The following is a 16790-nucleotide window of genomic DNA, read 5'->3' on the forward strand; positions in this document are numbered from 1 at the left end:
CCCGATCAACTTGCAGCTTGCAGCTAGACGCTTGCAGCTGCACCAGAGATTGAGTCATGGCCCTCGACATTCACGCTCACCGCATCCTGATCCTCGATTTCGGTTCTCAGTACACCCAGCTGATCGCCCGCCGCGTGCGTGAGATCGGTGTCTACTGCGAACTGCATCCGTTCGACATGGACGATGAAGCGATCCGCGAATTCAACCCGCGCGGCATCATCCTCGCCGGCGGCCCCGAGTCGGTCCACGAAGCCAACAGCCCGCGTGCTCCGCAGGCCGTGTTCGACCTGAACGTACCGCTGCTGGGTATCTGCTACGGCATGCAGACCATGGCCGAGCAACTGGGCGGCAAGGTCGAAGGTTCGGACCTGCGCGAGTTCGGTTATGCCCGTGTTGACGTGGTCGGCAAGAGCCGCCTGCTCGACGGCATCGAAGACCACGTCGATGGCGACGGCGTACTGGGCCTGGACGTGTGGATGAGCCACGGCGACAAGGTCACCCAGATGCCGGGCCACTTCAACATCCTGGCCAGCACCCCGAGCTGCCCGATCGCCGGCATGTTCGACGACGCGCGCGGCTACTACGGTGTGCAGTTCCACCCGGAAGTGACCCACACCAAGCAGGGCGGTCGCATCCTGTCCCGCTTCGTGCAGGACATCTGTGGCTGTGAAGCCCTGTGGACCCCTTCGAACATCGTCGAAGACGCCATCGCCCAGGTGCGTCAGCAAGTCGGCTCGGCCAACGTTCTGCTGGGCCTGTCTGGCGGTGTCGATTCCTCGGTGGTCGCTGCGCTGCTGCACCGCGCCATCGGCGACCAGCTGACCTGCGTCTTTGTCGACAACGGCCTGCTGCGCCTGCACGAAGGCGATCAGGTGATGGCCATGTTCAAAGAGAACATGGGCGTAAAAGTGATCCGTGCCGATGCCGAGAAGCAGTTCCTCGACAACCTGGAAGGCGAAGCCGACCCGGAGAAGAAGCGCAAGATCATCGGCCGTACCTTCATCGACGTGTTCGACGCCGAAGCCAGCAAACTGGAAAACATCCAGTTCCTCGCCCAGGGCACCATCTACCCGGACGTGATCGAGTCGGCCGGCGCCAAGAGCGGCAAGGCTCACGTGATCAAGTCGCACCACAACGTGGGTGGCCTGCCGGAGGAAATGAACCTCAAGCTGGTCGAACCGCTGCGTGAACTGTTCAAGGACGAAGTGCGCAAGATCGGCCTGGAACTCGGCCTGCCGTACGACATGGTCTACCGCCACCCGTTCCCGGGCCCAGGCCTGGGTGTACGGATCCTCGGTGAAGTGAAGAAGGAGTACGCCGACATTCTGCGTCGCGCCGACCACATCTTCATCGAAGAGCTGCGCAAGGCCGACTGGTACCACAAGACCAGCCAGGCGTTCGTGGTGTTCCAGCCGGTGAAGTCGGTGGGTGTCGTGGGCGACGGCCGTCGCTACGCCTGGGTCGTGGCCCTGCGTGCTGTCGAGACCGTGGACTTCATGACCGCGCGCTGGGCGCACCTGCCTTACGACCTGCTGGAGACCGTCAGCGGCCGTATCATCAACGAAATCGACGGTATCTCGCGCGTCACCTACGACGTGTCGAGCAAACCGCCGGCCACTATCGAGTGGGAATGAGTTGAGCCACGAGGGCGCCGCAAGGCGCCCTTGTTGTATCTGGGAAGGGCGATGAGCCCCCTGCGACGAGACTTCACTTAATCTTTCGCATTTGCAGGTGTATCGTATTCGCCCTTCATCGCCAGCCGTGCTGGCAGCTTGATTGCGCTCAAACGAGGTACCCGCACCGATGTCCTTCACCCGTCGACAAATGCTCAAGGGCCTCACTGGCCTGGTTGTAGTAGGCCTGGGCGCCGGAGGCGCAGCGCGGTACTGGCTGGGCAAGGTCGAGGATGAGAATGCCGGGCACGACTACGAACTGATCGCGGCGCCTCTGGAGGTCGAGCTCGTGCCTGGCTTCAAGACCGAGGCCTGGGCCTTCGGCCCGTCGGCACCCGGTACCGAGCTGCGGGTCCGCCAGGGCACCTGGTTGCGGGTGCGCTTCATCAACCACCTGCCGGTGGAAACCACCATTCACTGGCATGGCATCCGCCTGCCGCTGGAGATGGACGGTGTGCCGTATGTGTCGCAGTTGCCGGTCAAGCCCGGCGAGTACTTCGACTACAAGTTCCGCGTGCCTGACGCCGGCAGTTACTGGTATCACCCGCACGTCAGCAGCTCTGAAGAGCTCGGGCGCGGCCTGGTCGGCCCATTGATCGTCGAGGAGCGCGAGCCCACCGGTTTTTTGCATGAGCGCACGCTGAGCCTGAAGAACTGGCACGTGGACGAGCAGGGTGCCTGGCTGCCGTTCAGCATCCCCCGCGAAGCGGCGCGCAACGGCACCGCTGGCCGGCTGATCACCATCAATGGCCAGGCTGATGCGGTAACCGAATTACCGGCCGGGCAGGTTGTGCGCCTGCGTCTGCTCAACCTGGACAACACCTGGACCTATCGCCTGAACCTCAAGGGCGGTGATCACGAGGCCAGAATCTATGCCCTCGATGGCAATCCGGTCACCCCGCGTGTGCTCGATGACGAGTACTGGCTGGGGCCAGGCATGCGTATCTGTCTGGCGATCCGCATCCCCCAGGCAGGTGAAGAAATTTCCCTGCGCGATGGCTTCGTCCGCTTGGGCACGTTGCGCTCGGTGCCCAGCAATGATGCGCCCAGCGACTGGCCGCCTGCCTTGCCACCGAACCCGGTGGCCGAGCCGGACCTGGAGAATGCCGAAAAGCTGAACTTCAATTTCGAATGGGTGGGCAAGGTTTCGGTCAACACCGACAATGGCAGGCCGCCTAGCCTGTGGCAGATCAATGGTCAGGCCTGGGACATCACCGACAAGACCTGCGCCGACCGGCCGATCGCCACGCTGCAAAAAGGCAAGAGCTACATCTTCGAGTTGAAGAACATGACCCAGTACCAGCATCCGATTCACCTGCATGGCATGAGCTTCAAGGTGATTGCCTCCAACAGGCACAAGATCGTCGAGCCGTGGTTCACCGATACCTACCTGCTGGGCAAGAACGAGCGGGCCCAAGTGGCGCTGGTGGCCGATAATCCAGGTACCTGGATGTTCCACTGCCACGTCATCGACCACATGGAAACCGGCCTGATGGCCGCGATTGCGGTGGTCTGATGCGCCCACAGATCATCGATCGCAGCCATGATCAGGCGTTCATGCGCCTGGCCCTGGACCTGGCTGCACAAGGTGCAGCGCTGGGCGAGGTGCCGGTCGGGGCGGTGCTGGTGCAGCACGGCCAGGTCATCGGGCAGGGCTTCAACCGGCCTATCATCGACAGCGACCCCAGTGCCCATGCCGAAATGGTCGCCATCCGCGCGGCGGCGAAATCCGCCAGCAATTACCGGCTGCCGGGCAGCACCTTGTACGTGACCCTGGAGCCTTGCAGCATGTGCGCGGGGTTGATCGTGCATTCGCGGGTGGCGCGGGTGGTCTACGGTGCGCTGGAGCCCAAGGCGGGCATCGTGCAGAGCCAGGGGCAGTTCTTCAGCCAGGGCTTTCTGAACCATCGGGTGATGTTCGAGGGCGGGGTGCTGGCTGAAGAATGCGGGCAGATCCTCAGCGACTTCTTCAAGGCCCGGCGGGCCAAGGCCTAGCCTGTTCTGGCCGCATCGCCGGCAAACCGGTCTACAGGTGCGGCGCTACGACAAGACTGGCGCTGACCCTATGAGCACCGGCTTGCCGGCGATAGGGCCTTGAGCGTCACATCGGCGGCGACTGCTCTGCCGGCTTGTCCTTGTTCACGCCAGGCACATGCAGGCTGCCCTCGGCCACCTGGCCTTCCAACTGCGGCTGGGTCACCCAGGTGAGGATGTCGTAGTAACGGCGGATGTTGGCCACGAAATGTACCGGCTCGCCACCCCGGGCGTAACCGTACTTGGTCTGGCGGTACCACTGTTTCTGCGCCAGGCGCGGCAGCATCTTCTTCACGTCCAGCCACTTGTTCGGGTTGAGCTTTTCCCGCTTGGCCAGCGTGCGCGCGTCTTCAAGGTGGCCGCTGCCGACGTTGTACGCCGCCAGGGCGAACCAGGTGCGGTCTGGCTCCTTGATGCTGTCATCGAGCTGCTGCTTGACCAGCATGAAGTATTTGGCGCCACCTTTGATGCTCTGCCTGGGGTCCAGGCGGTTGGACACGCCCATCGCCTGGGCCGTGCGCTGGGTCAGCATCATCAGGCCGCGTACGCCGGTCTTGGACGTGACTTCCGGTTGCCACAGCGATTCCTGATAACCGATCGCGGCCAGGAGGCGCCAGTCCACCTGTTCGACCTTGGCGTAGCTCTTGAAGTATTTTTCGTACTTGGGCAGGCGCTGCTGCAAATGCTGCGCAAATGTGTAGGCGCCCACGTAACCGAGCACGTCGACGTGGCCGTAATAACGGTCTTTCAAGCGCTGCAGCGTGCCATTTTTCTGGGATTTGTCGAGGAACTCGTTGACTTCGTTCAGCAGGCTGTTGTCTTCGCCTGGGGCCACTGCCCAGCGTTGGTTGCGGGTTTCGCCAAGGTCGAAGGCTACCCGCACGTTGGGGAAGTACACCTGGTTCATCGCCAGTTCATTGGAGTCGACCAGGGTCAGGTCGATCTGCCCTTCATCGACCATGCGCAACAGGTCGACCACCTCGACCGCGTCGGACTCTTCGTATTCCAGGCCCGGATACCGCCTTTTCAATTCGGCCAGCTGGTCGGCATGGCTGCTGCCTTTGAGCACCATGATCTTCTTGCCGACCAGGCCCTGGGGGTCGGTGGGGCGCGAGCGGCCGTTGCGATAGATGACTTGAGGGGTCACTTCCAGGTAGGGATGGGAGAACCTTGCCTGGGTCTTGCGCCGTTCGCTGCTGACCAGGCCGGCCGCTGCCAGCACAGGGCCTGACGGTTTGCCCAGGTCGTCGAACAATTCGTCGAGGTTGTCGGCGGTCTCGATCTCCAGCTTCACGCCAAGATCGTCGGCGAAACGCTTGACCAGCTCGTACTCGAAGCCGGTTTCGCCGTTGCGGTCCTGGAAGTAAGTGGCCGGGCTGTTGCGGGTGATCACGCGCAGCACGCCGTCCTCCTTCACGCGCTCGAGGGTGCTGGGTTTTTCAACGCAGGCACCGAGCAACAGAAAGAGACCGGTTGCGAAAAGCCATTTGGCGCAACGCTGGCGCAAAGCAGTATGGGCGAACATAGCTTGCAGTATACGCAAAGGACGGGGGGCGCCATATCTCGACAACTGCCAGGTTGTCTGGTAGCGCGTTCTGTGATGCTGGCTCCCGGAAGCACGGCGCAAGCGGCAGGAAAAAAGCGACCTGCGCGGCACCTGTTTTTTCCTGCAGGGTGCAGCGTGCGGACTGTCGCTTTTTTTGACCCCGAAGTCCGGTTCCGCCGCCCGGCAGCATTGCCCTCTGGCGGGTGCCGCAAGCCGCGGAATTAGGCTAGAATGCACGGCCTCTAAGCACACCCCTTCCTGAGGCTGTCCCGACGATGTTGATCCTGCGCGGCGCTCCTGCCCTTTCTGCCTTTCGCCACGGTAAATTACTCGAGCAACTGAGCCAGAAAGTCCCCGCTGTTACTGGTTTGTATGCCGAATTTGCCCACTTCGCCGATGTCGACGGCGAGCTGACCGCCGACCAGCAGCAGGTGCTGGGCCGTCTGCTCAAGTACGGCCCGAGCGTGCCGGTGCAGGAGCCGACTGGCCGCCTGTTCCTGGTCGTGCCGCGCCTGGGCACCATCTCGCCTTGGGCCAGCAAGGCCAGCGACATCGCCCACAACTGCGGCCTGCAGTCGATCCAGCGCCTGGAGCGCGGCATCGCCTACTACGTTGCCGGTGAGCTGAGCGATGCCGACGCCGCCGTGGTCGCCGCCGAGCTGCATGACCGCATGACCCAGCGCGTGCTGGCCCAGCTGGAGCAGGCGAGCGACCTGTTCAGCCACGCCCAGCCCAAGCCGATGACGTCGGTCGATATCCTGGCCGGTGGCCGCGACGCGCTGGCCAAGGCCAACATCGAGCTGGGCCTGGCCCTGGCCGAAGACGAGATCGACTACCTGGTCAACGCCTTCCAGGGCCTCAAGCGCAACCCGAACGACATCGAGCTGATGATGTTCGCCCAGGCCAACTCCGAACACTGCCGGCACAAGATCTTCAACGCCAGTTGGGACATCGACGGCCAGGCTCAGGAAAAGAGCCTGTTCGGCATGATCAAGAACACCTACCAGATGCACAGCGAAGGCGTGCTGTCTGCGTACAAGGACAACGCCTCGGTGATCGTCGGCAACGTTGCCGGCCGCTTCTTCCCGAACCCTGAAACCCGCCAGTACGGCGCGGTGCAGGAGCCGGTGCACATCCTGATGAAGGTCGAGACGCACAACCACCCGACCGCCATCGCGCCGTTCTCCGGTGCCTCCACCGGCTCGGGCGGCGAAATCCGTGACGAAGGTGCTACCGGCCGTGGCGCCAAGCCCAAAGCCGGCCTGACCGGCTTCACCGTGTCTAACCTGCGTATCCCGGGCTTCGAACAGCCATGGGAGCAGGCCTACGGTAAACCTGAACGTATCGTTGACGCCCTCGACATCATGATCGAAGGCCCGCTGGGTGGCGCAGCGTTCAACAACGAATTCGGTCGCCCGGCGCTGACCGGCTACTTCCGTACCTTCGAGCAGGCCATCAACACCCCGCACGGTGAAGAAGTGCGCGGCTACCACAAGCCGATCATGCTGGCTGGCGGTATGGGCAACATCCGTGAAGACCACGTACAGAAGGGCGAAATCACCGTCGGCGCCAAGCTGATCGTGCTCGGTGGCCCGGCCATGCTGATCGGCCTGGGCGGCGGCGCCGCTTCGTCGGTGGCCACCGGTGCCAGCTCCGCAGACCTGGACTTCGCCTCGGTGCAGCGCGAAAACCCGGAAATGGAGCGTCGTTGCCAGGAGGTCATCGACCGTTGCTGGCAGTTGGGCGACAACAACCCGATCGCCTTCATCCATGACGTCGGCGCTGGTGGTATTTCCAACGCCTTCCCTGAGCTGGTGAACGACGGTGGCCGCGGTGGCCGCTTCGAACTGCGCAACGTGCCCAACGACGAGCCGGGCATGGCCCCGCACGAAATCTGGAGCAACGAATCGCAAGAGCGTTATGTGCTGGCCGTCAGCGCCGTCGACTTCGAACGCTTCCAGGCCATCTGTGAGCGCGAGCGCTGCCCGTTCGCCGTCGTTGGCGAGGCCACCGAAGAGCCGCACCTGACCGTGACCGACAGCCACTTCGGCAATACGCCGGTGGACATGCCGCTTGACGTGCTGCTGGGCAAGCCGCCGCGCATGCACCGTTCGGTCACGCGCGAAGCCGAGCTGGGCGATGATTTCGACCCGAGCAAGGTGGACCTGGACAGCGCCGTGCAGCGTGTTCTGAACCACCCGGCGGTCGCCAGCAAGAGCTTCCTGATCACCATCGGCGACCGCACCATCACCGGCCTGGTGGCCCGCGACCAGATGGTCGGCCCGTGGCAGGTTCCGGTGGCCGACTGCGCCGTCACGGCCACCAGCTTCGACGTGTACACCGGTGAAGCCATGGCCATGGGTGAGCGCACGCCGCTGGCAGTGCTCGACGCGCCTGCGTCCGGGCGCATGGCGATCGGTGAAACCCTGACCAACCTGGCTGCCGCGCAGATTGAAAAGCTGTCCGACATCAAACTGTCAGCCAACTGGATGTCCGCTGCCGGCCACCCAGGCGAAGACGCCCGTCTGTACGACACCGTCAAGGCTGTCGGCATGGAGCTGTGCCCGGAGTTGGGCCTGACCATTCCGGTCGGCAAGGACTCCATGTCGATGAAGACCAAGTGGAGTGAAGAGGGCGTCGAGAAGAGCGTCACTTCGCCAATGTCGCTGATCATCACCGGCTTCGCCCCGGTCAGTGACATCCGCAAGACCCTGACCCCGCAACTGCGCATGGACAAGGGCGAGACTGACCTGATCCTGATCGACCTGGGCCGCGGCAAGAACCGCATGGGTGCTTCGATCCTGGCCCAGACCTACGGCAAGATCGCCGCCCAGGCGCCGGACGTCGACGACGCCGAAGACCTCAAGGCGTTCTTCGCCGTGATCCAGGGCCTGAACGCCGACGGCCACCTGCTGGCCTACCACGACCGGTCCGACGGCGGCCTGCTGACCACCGTGCTGGAAATGGCCTTCGCCGGCCACTGCGGCCTCGACCTGCAACTGGACCCGCTGACCGACAACAGCAAGGACGTACCGGCCATCCTCTTCAACGAAGAGCTGGGCGCTGTCATCCAGGTTCGCCAGGATGCCACCCCGGACGTGCTGGCGCAGTTCAGTGCCGCTGGCCTGGGCGAAGGTTGCGTGGCGGTGATTGGCAAACCGGTCAACAACGCCGAGGTGTCCATCAGCCTGAACGGCCAAGTGCTGTTCGACGACGACCGCCGCATGCTGCAGCGCCAGTGGGCTGAGACCAGCTACCAGGTCCAGCGCCTGCGCGACAACGCCGACTGCGCCGACCAGGAGTTCGACGCCCTGCTCGAAGAAGACAACCCTGGCCTGTCGGTCAAGGTGGGCTACGACGTCAACGAGGACATCGCTGCGCCGTACATCAAAAAAGGCGTGCGCCCGCAAGTGGCGATCCTGCGTGAGCAGGGCGTCAACGGCCAGGTCGAGATGGCTGCCGCCTTCGACCGCGCCGGCTTCGCCGCCATCGACGTGCACATGAGCGATATTCTCGCTGGCCGCGTCGACTTCGAAGCCTTCAAGGGCCTGGTTGCCTGCGGTGGCTTCTCCTACGGTGACGTGCTGGGGGCCGGTGAAGGCTGGGCCAAGTCGGCCTTGTTCAACGCCCGTGCCCGTGATGCCTTCCAGGCCTTCTTCGAGCGTACCGACAGCTTCGCCCTGGGCGTGTGCAATGGTTGCCAGATGATGTCCAACCTTCACGAGCTGATCCCTGGCACCGAGTACTGGCCGCACTTCGTGCGCAACCGTTCGGAGCAGTTCGAAGCCCGTGTGGCCATGGTCGAGGTGCAGAAGTCCAACTCGATCTTCCTGCAGGGCATGGCGGGTTCGCGCATGCCGATCGCCATCGCCCACGGCGAAGGCCATGCCGAATTCGCCAGCGAAGAGGCACTGCTGGAAGCCGACCTGTCCGGTTGTGTGGCCCTGCGCTACGTCGACAACCACGGCAAGGTCACCGAGGCCTACCCGGCGAACCCGAACGGCTCGCCACGTGGTATCACCGGCCTGACCAGCCGCGACGGCCGCGTGACCATCATGATGCCGCACCCGGAGCGTGTGTTCCGCGCCGTGCAGAACTCCTGGCGCCCGGATGAGTGGCAGGAAGATGCCGCGCTGATGCGTATGTTCCGTAACGCGCGCGTCTGGGTGAACTAAGGCGTGTACAAGCTCGCCTTCTTCGTCCCGGCCAGCCACGTCGACGTGGTCAAGGCCGCCGTATTCGCCGCCGGTGGCGGGCGTATCGGCGACTACGACCACTGCGCCTGGCAAACCCTCGGCCAGGGCCAGTTTCGCCCGTTGGACGGCAGCCAGCCGTTCCTCGGGCAAACCGGCCAGGTCGAGGTGGTCGAGGAGTGGAAGGTGGAGCTGGTGGTGGCTGATGACCTGATCGCTCAGGTCGTCGCTGCGCTGCGGCTGAGCCATCCGTACGAGACGCCGGCCTTTGAGGTCTGGCGCCTGCTGGATTTCTGAAACCGGTGGTTTTCAGCCAAAGGGCGAAGGGCCCGCGTCCGGGCTGTTGACGATGCTCCAGAAGCTCGTATCGGTTATCTGTTCTATTTCCTCGACGTGCTTGACGACAGTCTCCAGCGCCTCCCCTATACCCTTCATTGCTTCTGCCAATTCGTCTGTCTGCAACTGCCTGAGCGTTTCGACGGACGCCCCCTGCTCGATCCGTTGTGGATTGGCGAGCGCCCAGTCCTTGACGATCTGATCGAATCGGTCGGTGTCGTAGGGGTGAACAATCATGCCCTCAGCCAATACACGGGGGTCGCCAGACGCTGCGCTGTTTTCCTGCCAGTGATCGAACATCGCTTGGCCTACGACCTTCACGGCTTCTGTTGCCAACTGTACCGCCAGGGTGTGGAAGGGATGCGTGTCGTGGTCCTTGGCCAGTTGTGAATGGGTTGCCAGGGCGCTGGCATCGCTGTTGGGGTCAGTGTCCAGCAGCGTTTGCAGGGTTGCGATGTGATCGCCTGCCCATTTGAGCAGGGGCTTCTTGATCAGGTTGGTGGCGTAGCCAATCGCCTCGTTGGGCAACTGAGCGACTTTTGTCACCTGGTTGATCCAGCGGTAGATCTCGTTTTTACGTACGTTGTCGCGGGCCTTCAGGTAGAGCTCATACGCATTGCGCAGCAGAGGATCCTCATCCTCGAGCAATATCAGCATGACCTGGTCGAAATCGCTGCGCTCGCCAGGCTCGGGCGTGGGGGATGACGCATCACCATAGAGCAAGTTGGCCAGCGGGTCGGCGACGCTACCGACGATGTCCAGAGCGCCGAACATGCCGGTGACCACAGGCCAGGCATGCCTGCTGTTTTCTCTGGCCTCGATCCCCGTGGTCCAGACCAGCACCTTGTCGTGCCCCAGTTTTTTCAAGCTGAGCTCGACAAAGTTCGAATGGGCAAAGTAGTCCTCGAGCACGTGCAAGGCCTCGCCAAAGTGGCGCATGCCCTCGGTAGTCATGCCCTCCTTCTTGGCCGCCTCCAGCTGTTTGACCATGTAGGCGATCGATCGGCGGATGTAACGTTTCATCGAACGCTTGGGCAGCACCGCATTCTGCTTGTGTTCAGGGAACACAAGGGCAGTGAAGTCTTTGTCGATGCTGCGCGGGTCGAAGGCATTGCGGTCCAGTGTGGTCGGGTTGTCGATGTGTTCGTGGGCCCGGTAGACCCCAAGCATCTGTGGGGTTACCCGGTAGTGTGCGCGGTCTTCGGGTGTCTGCTGCAGGCTATGGAATTCCTTCAGGGCAAACAGGTCGACAATGGCTGTCAGCTTCTTGCGCGAGACTCTCGGCAGTTGGCCTTTGGCGATGCTCTGAATGATTTCAGCGGTATCGACGCCTGCACCTTGCACCGGATGAACCAGTTTTGGGTCAATCAGTTGCGAGTAGTCCCGCAACCAGTTGCCGAAGTAGATGGCCTTGCGCTGGGCGCTGTCGAAGCCGGCGACCTCCAGTGCGTCCTCAATCGATTCATGGCCGAAGGATCTATGGCTGGCTTTCTTGTCGCCCCGGCCGGCACCGAATTCGTCGGTGTGGGGTGGCTCCTGGGTCGGGAACGCCACAACCAACGGTGTTTCAGTGCCTGAGTGGGTGAAGATCGCGAACGTCCTACCCGCTTCGATCGGCTCATTGTAGAAGAGCAGCGTCTGGGCAAAGGCGACCCCGAGGTTTTCTGGTGGGGGCTCGGTTGCCGGTTCGGTGCCTGCTGCGCCCTCATATCGACGAAGCAGCTTGTGAACATGCAGGGCAAAAATCTGCATCAGCGCCAACAGCAACGTGGCGGTGATCTCCGGGTTTTCAAGTGCCTGATCTATGACTTCGCGCTGTACCTGGATCTGTTCCGCGTCCGGGTCATAGGCGGTCCATGTCGGCAGGCCCGTCTCGACCCTGAATGCGGGGTTGGCCAGCGTGTCGTCAGCCAGATGCCGTTGCAACTCGACAAATACCGCAGGCGCAAAGCCGCTGCCGAACACCGACCTGAAGAGGTGGGTGAACAGCTGGGCATCGAGGGTTTTGGCGAGATTGCCCAGCTGCTCCAGGGCAAGGCTGCTGCTGAATGTGGTGTCGTCAATGACGTCTGAAGTTTCAAGGGGCTCGTTCATGGTGTTCCTCGTGATGGGATCGGATGAACAAGCAGCATGTAGACGAGGCATTACGAAGTTAACGAGGCAGCGCTACCGAATCAGCTGATGCCCCTCTCAGGTTGTCGGCCCACCCGCCTTGCTGTGGACCAGCGCGCAGGCCACCAGGCCCAGTTCGAACAGTATCCACATGGGCACCGCCAGCATCGTCTGCGAAAACACGTCCGGCGGTGTAAGAATCATCCCCACCCCAAAGCACCCAACGATCACGTAGGGCCTGCTACGGCGCAACGTGGCTACATCGGCCAGCCCCACCCACACCACGATGAACGTTGCCACCGGGATTTCGAATGCCAGGCCGAACGCCAGGAACAGCGCCATGATGAAATCCAGGTACTGGCTGATGTCCGTCATCATCGCCACGCCATCGGGCGTCACGCTGGCAAAGAAACCGAACATCATGGGGAATACCAGGTAGAACGCGAAGGCCATGCCGGCGTAGAACAGCACGATGCTCGACACCAGCAAGGGCAGGGCGATGCGCCGTTCGCGGCGGTAAAGGCCCGGTGCAAGGAAGCCCCAGGCCTGGTGCAGCAGCAGCGGCATGGCCAGGAACAGCGCGCACATCGCCGTCAGCTTGAACGGTGTGAGAAAGGGCGAGGTGACACTGGTGGCGATCATGCTGGCGCCTTCCGGGAGGAAGCGGCGCAGCGGTTCGGAAATCAGTGTGTAGAGCTGTTGGGCGAAGGGGAACAAGCCGGCGAACACTACCGCGACCAATAGCAGGCAGCGCACCAGGCGCTTGCGCAGGTCGCGCAGGTGCCCGGTGAGCGGCATGTGTGCCGCTGGGTCCAGGGCGATGCTCATGAGGTGGTCTCCCGAATGACGGTAACGGGTGCAGCGTCAGGTGCCGGTTCCGCCTTCAGGCTGATGCCCTGGCGCAGTTGCTGTTCGAGGCGCTGCAGTGGCGCGCTGTCGAGGTCGGGCATGTCGATTTCCCGTTCCATCTGCGCGCGCAGCCCCCGCATTGCCCGGCGCGCCTGGCCCAGGCCACGGCCCAGCGTACGCGCAGCGACGGGCAAGCGTTCCGGGCCAAGCACCAGCAGCGCGACGATGCCTACCAGCAGCATCTCGCTGAAGCCTACCTCGAACATCAGGCCTGCCGATCCGCGTGCGGTTGTGGGGCGGGCGAACGGGTCAGTGGCTCCTGTTGTACCTGCTGTGGTGTGGCTGCGGTGCTGGCATCGCTGTCACCGCCCATGGACTTGCGAAAGCCCTGGATCGCTTCGCCAACATCACTGCCCAGGCCCTTGAGGCGCTTGGTGCCAAACAGCAGAAACACGATCAGCAGTACGATCACCAGTTGCCAGATTCCGATGCCACCCATAACGACCACTCCTGTAAGGCCATGAAAAGAAAGGCCAATCCTGCCTCGCGCAGATGACGCGAACATGACTGCAAGGTATTTGCAATCTGCCTGCAACAACGCCCCTGTTGACTGGCGCCTTGTCTGGTAAGAGGAGTGCTGCGCCATGGGTGGCAAGCGACAGCAGGGCGCCGCACTGCTGATGGTGTTGGTGGTACTGGCGATGCTCGCGGCGGGGATGGCCTGGCTGGTGGAGGATGGGCGGCGTCAGGTCGATGACGTGCAGTTGCTGCGCCAGCGGGTACAGGTGCGGGCCATGGAACAGGCTGGCCTGGCCTATGCCGAGCAGGCCTTGCGTGACCCCGCCTGGCGGCTTAGCCCGCTGTTCTGGCAGGCGCTGCGGGGGCAACCGCTGAAATACGACTTTGGCGCCGGCCAGGCACAGCTGCGGGTGTACGACCAGCACACCTGTTTCAACGTCAATGCGTTGCTGGGGGATGACGGTGAACGTGCCGAACGCCAGCTACGGCGTTTGCTGGGTGACAACATGGCCGCCCAGCGTCTGGTCGACGCCTTGGCGGACTGGCTCGACAGCGACAGCGATGCGCGCCTGCAGGGGGCCGAAAGTGCCCAGTATCTGCGCCAGCAGCCACCTCGTCTGGCGGCCAACCAGCCGATGCTCGATACCAGTGAGTTGAACCTGCTGCTCGAACCAGATGCCTCGCGCCAGCGCCGTTATCCAATGTTGTGTGCGTTGCCGCAGACCACCGGCTGGCGCCTGAATGCCAATGCCGTAGGGCTGGAGCATCTGCCATTGCTCGAAGCGCTTTATGAAGGGCGGTATCCCCGTTCGTTGCTCAGCCGCATCGTCAGTGGTCGGCCGGCGTCGGGCTATGTAGATGCTGCGGCATTGCGCCAGGCGCTGGGGGCGGTGGACGACGAAACATTCGAGCGGTTGAGCGAGGGGTTGCTGCTCAACAGTGGGCATTTTCAGTTGCAGCTTTCGTTCGAAGAACAGGGCAGGACGATACGCAGCGCGTTTGAGCTGGAGGCGGTGGGGGTGGTGCAGTGGCATGCACGGGTGCCGGCGCAGCAGGTGCGGGTGAAGAGTCGGGCGCCGATGGTCTGGTGATCATGTTCAATGGCTGCCGTGCAGCCCATCGCCGGCAAGCCGACTCCCACCCCGACCGCGCAGTTTCTTCAGGCCTGCGCTTTACCTATTGAAGCGACCGCCTTGCGCAATTTCTAAAAGCCGGCGCGACCATGTGGGGGCAACTGTCTTGCTCAACTTCTAAAAGTTGGCGCGCTCCCGGTGGGAGCCGGCTTGCCTGCGATTGGGCCGCAAAGCGGCCCTGATGCACAAGCCGATCAGGCAGTCCCGATTTCCCCGCCATCATCACGCTGGATCACCACGGTCGAAGCTCTCGGCCGTACCGTGGTCCCGGCCGGGGTCACATCGGTGGCCTTGTCGGTGTAAGGCCAGTTCTGCGGGTGCTGGATGTTGACGAACATCGACTTGTTGTCCGGGCTGAAGGCAATGCCGGTCACCTCGCAGCCGTTAGGCCCGACGAAGAAGCGACGTAAATCCACCTGGTTCTGGGCATTGACCGGTATCTGTTTGCCAGTGGCATCCACCAGGTCGGTAGGGATCACCGCCAGCACCTGATCATTGGTGTAATCGGTGACCGTGCTCTCGCCGTTGTCCGTCTCGAACCACAACACGCCACGGCTATCGAAGCTCATGCCGTCAGGGCTGGCGAACTGGTTGAGCTCGGTCAGGCCCGAGCGGTTGATATCGGCGGTACCGGCAGCGTTGGCGCCGAACACGAAGATGTCCCAGGTGAAGCTCAGGTGATCGTCGCTGTCGTGCCAGCGGATGATGTGGCCGTGGCGGTTCGGGCCACGCGGGTTGGCCGCATCGACTTTGTCCGGAGTGCGCGCGCTGTTGTTGGTCAGCGTCAGGTAGACATCGCCATTGAGCGGGTGGACCGCTGTCCATTCCGGGCGGTCCATCGGCGTTGCACCCACTGCATCGCCCGCCCCGCGGGTGTTGAGGATGATGCCTGCCAGGTTACCGTACAGCGCCCCGAGGGTGCTGCCGCCAGTGGTGGCGGTGGCCACGTCGAGCAGAATCCACTCGCCTGTGCCGTCTGCATTGAAGCGGGCCACGTAGAGGTTGCCCTGGTCCATGTACTTGGCGCCGGTGGCCAGGCGGTCGGCCGGGGTTGCGTCGGCGGCATCCCACAGCGCGGTGGAGACGAACTTGTACAGGTACTCGTTGTTGGAGTCGTCGCCCATGTACCAGACCAGCGGTTTACCGGCCACCGCCAGGCCCGGGCAGCAGCCCTCGTGGCGGAAGCGGCCGAGCGCGGTACGCTTGGTGGCCAAGGTGCTGCTGTTGTACGGATCGATCTCGACGATGTAGCCATAGGTGCTGGCTTCGTTGCGGTAGTCGTCGGTGGCGCTGGCCCCTTTGATGGTCACGTCGAAGCGGGCGAACTCATCGCTTTGTTCGGTGCTGTCACCGGCAGCGGTCTCCCACTTGTACTGGCCGCTGGAGGTGCCGACGCCGATGCGTCGCTGGTCTTCCGGGCGAGTGTCTTTGTTGACGAAGATGCCAGGCCAGTTCTCTTCGCAGGTCAGGTAAGTGCCCCACGGGGTGTAGCCGTTGCCGCAGTTGTTGTTGGTGCCGCGGCAGTGGGTACCGTCAGCCGAGTACTTGGTCTTGACGTGGTCGGTACCACGCATGGGGCCGGTGATTTCCATGCGTGAGGCGGTCGTGAAGCGGCGGTTGAGCGGGTCGTTGTCGACCACCTGCCAGCGCCCGTTGAGCTTCTGCAGGCGCACCACGCCAGCACCGTGGGCGTTGATTTCCTTGCGCACTTCTTCGGCCGGGCGATTGCCGCTGGCGTCGGTGGTCGGGCCGTTGGGATGCAGGGCGGCGGCATCGATGTATTCGAAGTTGATCGCCAGCAGGCCGTCTTCGGAGCTGCCATTGATAGGGAAGAAATGCATGCCGTCATGGTGCATGCCCATGGCGTTGGCCTGGTCGCTGGAGGTATTGCTGCCGTCCGACTTCCACGGGTTGCCGTTGCTGTTGATCGGCGTGCCCCACGGTGCCAGCACGTAGGCGCTGTAGCCTGCGGCGACGACACAGGCATCGGTGCGTGAGCCCGCGATGGACTGGAAGCCCAGTGCCAGTTTCGGTACTTCAGGTTCGGTAACCGGCGGCTCGGTTGCCGGGTCATCGTTGTCGGAATCGCCACTGTCGAAGCAGCCGGTCAGGCCGGTACCGGCAATCATGGCGATAGCGGCACCCAGGCTGCCACGCATCACGCTGCGACGGCTTAGGTAGGCGTCCATGACGCTGGCCATCGGCAGGTTGCCACTGTGGTTGCGGTCCAGGTTGTCGCCGGTTTCTCGACTCATCAGGGTGTCCTTGTATTGGCTGAGTTGGAGGAAACCGCGACTTTAGAGCGCAAAGATGATGATTCTTTGGCAGAAATATTAACGTCGCTTTAAAACTTTAAGTTCTTATCGCTTGGCCAGACAGAACAATCTGGAATGGT

The 16790-nt window shown here is 62.9% G+C and carries 12 protein-coding genes; 6 read left to right on the forward strand and 6 right to left on the reverse strand.

The features are described from left to right. Nucleotides 1-56 precede the first annotated feature (56 nt). The 3 genes from guaA to tadA all read left to right on the forward strand — a co-directional run bounded on the left by guaA (nucleotide 57) and on the right by tadA (nucleotide 3668). Entirely contained in the window at nucleotides 57-1634 is a 1578-nt protein-coding gene (guaA, locus tag ACIPZC_RS08660; RefSeq protein WP_400626215.1) for a glutamine-hydrolyzing GMP synthase, read from the forward strand. 169 nt (nucleotides 1635-1803) lie between these two features. After that, entirely contained in the window at nucleotides 1804-3189 is a 1386-nt protein-coding gene (locus ACIPZC_RS08665) for a multicopper oxidase family protein (protein WP_400626217.1), read from the forward strand. Then, nucleotides 3189-3668, forward strand: coding sequence for a tRNA adenosine(34) deaminase TadA (tadA, locus tag ACIPZC_RS08670; protein WP_241804302.1), 480 nt, complete (start codon nucleotides 3189-3191; stop codon nucleotides 3666-3668). The genes ACIPZC_RS08665 and tadA overlap by 1 nt, the downstream gene beginning before the upstream one ends. A 106-nt stretch (nucleotides 3669-3774) precedes the next feature. Here tadA and mltF read toward each other — a convergent pair whose 3' ends face one another. Beyond that, entirely contained in the window at nucleotides 3775-5232 is a 1458-nt protein-coding gene (gene mltF, locus ACIPZC_RS08675; RefSeq protein ID WP_400626219.1) for a membrane-bound lytic murein transglycosylase MltF, read from the reverse strand. Between the two features lie 296 nt (nucleotides 5233-5528). Here mltF and purL point away from each other — a divergent pair, with 296 nt between their 5' ends. After that, nucleotides 5529-9428, forward strand: coding sequence for a phosphoribosylformylglycinamidine synthase (gene purL / locus ACIPZC_RS08680; protein ID WP_267818404.1), 3900 nt, complete (start codon nucleotides 5529-5531; stop codon nucleotides 9426-9428). 3 nt (nucleotides 9429-9431) lie between these two features. Continuing rightward, complete coding sequence (locus ACIPZC_RS08685) at nucleotides 9432-9743, forward strand: NGG1p interacting factor NIF3 (RefSeq protein ID WP_241804305.1); 312 nt, start codon at nucleotides 9432-9434, stop codon at nucleotides 9741-9743. A gap of 12 nt (nucleotides 9744-9755) precedes the next feature. On the opposite strand, the gene ACIPZC_RS08690 is transcribed toward ACIPZC_RS08685, so the two are convergent. The 4 genes from ACIPZC_RS08690 to tatA form a co-directional block, all read right to left on the reverse strand. Next, nucleotides 9756-11876 (reverse strand): HET-C-related protein, encoded by a 2121-nt coding sequence (locus ACIPZC_RS08690; protein ID WP_400626222.1) that lies wholly within the window; start codon nucleotides 11874-11876, stop codon nucleotides 9756-9758. A 96-nt stretch (nucleotides 11877-11972) separates the two neighbouring features. Continuing rightward, the gene (tatC, locus tag ACIPZC_RS08695; RefSeq protein ID WP_241804307.1) at nucleotides 11973-12722 is read right to left on the reverse strand and encodes a twin-arginine translocase subunit TatC; all 750 of its coding nucleotides are present in this window, start codon (nucleotides 12720-12722) and stop codon (nucleotides 11973-11975) included. Then, entirely contained in the window at nucleotides 12719-13009 is a 291-nt protein-coding gene (gene tatB, locus ACIPZC_RS08700) for a Sec-independent protein translocase protein TatB (protein WP_241804308.1), read from the reverse strand. Before tatB ends, tatC begins: the two co-directional genes overlap by 4 nt. Further along, nucleotides 13009-13242 carry a twin-arginine translocase TatA/TatE family subunit gene (tatA, locus tag ACIPZC_RS08705; RefSeq protein WP_267818397.1) on the reverse strand — a complete coding sequence of 78 codons (234 nt, stop codon included), beginning with the start codon at nucleotides 13240-13242 and terminating at the stop codon, nucleotides 13009-13011. The genes tatB and tatA overlap by 1 nt, the downstream gene beginning before the upstream one ends. Nucleotides 13243-13387: 145 nt before the next feature. Here tatA and gspK point away from each other — a divergent pair, with 145 nt between their 5' ends. Then, entirely contained in the window at nucleotides 13388-14353 is a 966-nt protein-coding gene (gene gspK / locus ACIPZC_RS08710) for a type II secretion system minor pseudopilin GspK (RefSeq protein ID WP_400626225.1), read from the forward strand. A gap of 236 nt (nucleotides 14354-14589) precedes the next feature. Here gspK and ACIPZC_RS08715 read toward each other — a convergent pair whose 3' ends face one another. Beyond that, complete coding sequence (locus ACIPZC_RS08715) at nucleotides 14590-16650, reverse strand: PhoX family protein (protein ID WP_400626227.1); 2061 nt, start codon at nucleotides 16648-16650, stop codon at nucleotides 14590-14592. Nucleotides 16651-16790 lie beyond the last annotated feature (140 nt).

Source organism: Pseudomonas sp. NPDC089743 (genome assembly GCF_044748785.1).
Classification (GTDB): domain Bacteria; phylum Pseudomonadota; class Gammaproteobacteria; order Pseudomonadales; family Pseudomonadaceae; genus Aquipseudomonas; species Aquipseudomonas putida_X.

Excerpts from the sequence above, each read along its gene's own strand:
- guaA (WP_400626215.1), top strand. The coding sequence starts at position 57 with ATGGCCCTCGACATTCACGCTCACCGCATCCTGATCCTCGATTTCGGT.
- ACIPZC_RS08665 (WP_400626217.1), top strand. The coding sequence starts at position 1,804 with ATGTCCTTCACCCGTCGACAAATGCTCAAGGGCCTCACTGGCCTGGTT.
- tadA (WP_241804302.1), top strand. The coding sequence starts at position 3,189 with ATGCGCCCACAGATCATCGATCGCAGCCATGATCAGGCGTTCATGCGC.
- mltF (WP_400626219.1), bottom strand. The coding sequence starts at position 5,232 with ATGTTCGCCCATACTGCTTTGCGCCAGCGTTGCGCCAAATGGCTTTTC.
- purL (WP_267818404.1), top strand. The coding sequence starts at position 5,529 with ATGTTGATCCTGCGCGGCGCTCCTGCCCTTTCTGCCTTTCGCCACGGT.
- ACIPZC_RS08690 (WP_400626222.1), bottom strand. The coding sequence starts at position 11,876 with ATGAACGAGCCCCTTGAAACTTCAGACGTCATTGACGACACCACATTC.
- tatC (WP_241804307.1), bottom strand. The coding sequence starts at position 12,722 with ATGAGCATCGCCCTGGACCCAGCGGCACACATGCCGCTCACCGGGCAC.
- tatB (WP_241804308.1), bottom strand. The coding sequence starts at position 13,009 with ATGTTCGAGGTAGGCTTCAGCGAGATGCTGCTGGTAGGCATCGTCGCG.
- tatA (WP_267818397.1), bottom strand. The coding sequence starts at position 13,242 with ATGGGTGGCATCGGAATCTGGCAACTGGTGATCGTACTGCTGATCGTG.
- gspK (WP_400626225.1), top strand. The coding sequence starts at position 13,388 with ATGGGTGGCAAGCGACAGCAGGGCGCCGCACTGCTGATGGTGTTGGTG.
- ACIPZC_RS08715 (WP_400626227.1), bottom strand. The coding sequence starts at position 16,650 with ATGAGTCGAGAAACCGGCGACAACCTGGACCGCAACCACAGTGGCAAC.